Below are 1,237 nucleotides of genomic sequence, written 5' to 3'. Positions count from 1 at the left end.
GTCGCTGCCGCAGCTTCGGTGCATGGTTTAGCCCCGTTACATCTTCCGCGCAGGCCGACTCGACCAGTGAGCTATTACGCTTTCTTTAAATGATGGCTGCTTCTAAGCCAACATCCTGGCTGTCTGTGCCTTCCCACATCGTTTCCCACTTAACCATGACTTTGGGACCTTAGCTGGCGGTCTGGGTTGTTTCCCTCTTCACGACGGACGTTAGCACCCGCCGTGTGTCTCCCGTGATAACATTCTTCGGTATTCGTAGTTTGCATCGGGTTGGTAAGTCGGGATGACCCCCTAGCCGAAACAGTGCTCTACCCCCGAAGATGAGTTCACGAGGCGCTACCTAAATAGCTTTCGGGGAGAACCAGCTATCTCCCGGTTTGATTGGCCTTTCACCCCCAGCCACAAGTCATCCGCTAATTTTTCAACATTAGTCGGTTCGGTCCTCCAGTTAGTGTTACCCAACCTTCAACCTGCCCATGGCTAGATCACCGGGTTTCGGGTCTATACCCTGCAACTTAACGCCCAGTTAAGACTCGGTTTCCCTGCGGCTCCCCTATACGGTTAACCTTGCTACAGAATATAAGTCGCTGACCCATTATACAAAAGGTACGCAGTCACACCCGAAGGTGCTCCCACTGCTTGTACGTACACGGTTTCAGGTTCTTTTTCACTCCCCTCGCCGGGGTTCTTTTCGCCTTTCCCTCACGGTACTGGTTCACTATCGGTCAGTCAGGAGTATTTAGCCTTGGAGGATGGTCCCCCCATATTCAGACAGGATACCACGTGTCCCGCCCTACTCTTCGAGTTCACAGCCTGTGCATTTTGGTGTACGGGACTATCACCCTGTACCGTCGGACTTTCCAGACCGTTCCACTAACACACAAGCTGATTCAGACTCTGGGCTGCTCCCCGTTCGCTCGCCGCTACTGGGGGAATCTCGGTTGATTTCTTTTCCTCGGGGTACTTAGATGTTTCAGTTCCCCCGGTTCGCCTCGTTAACCTATGTATTCAGTTAACGATAGTGCAACGAATTGCACTGGGTTTCCCCATTCGGACATCGCCGGTTATAACGGTTCATATCACCTTACCGACGCTTTTCGCAGATTAGCACGTCCTTCATCGCCTCTGACTGCCAGGGCATCCACCGTGTACGCTTAGTCGCTTAACCTCACAACCCGAAGATGTTTCGTAAAACATCATCGTGTCGCGAAAATTTGAGAGACTCGAACACACATTA

1 rRNA gene is annotated in these 1,237 nt (G+C 52.0%); it reads right to left on the bottom strand.

The annotated features are described in order from the left end of the window. Positions 1-1,168: ribosomal RNA gene (locus tag ABLV64_RS05725) — 23S ribosomal RNA — on the bottom strand; the annotation flags it as partial. Between the last annotated feature and the right edge of the window lie 69 nt (positions 1,169-1,237).

The organism is Klebsiella sp. JB_Kp031 (genome assembly GCF_040064295.1).
Taxonomy (GTDB): domain Bacteria; phylum Pseudomonadota; class Gammaproteobacteria; order Enterobacterales; family Enterobacteriaceae; genus Klebsiella; species Klebsiella quasipneumoniae.
Note: the sequence above shows the minus strand (reverse complement) of the source record. Positions and strands in the feature narration are given on the sequence as shown.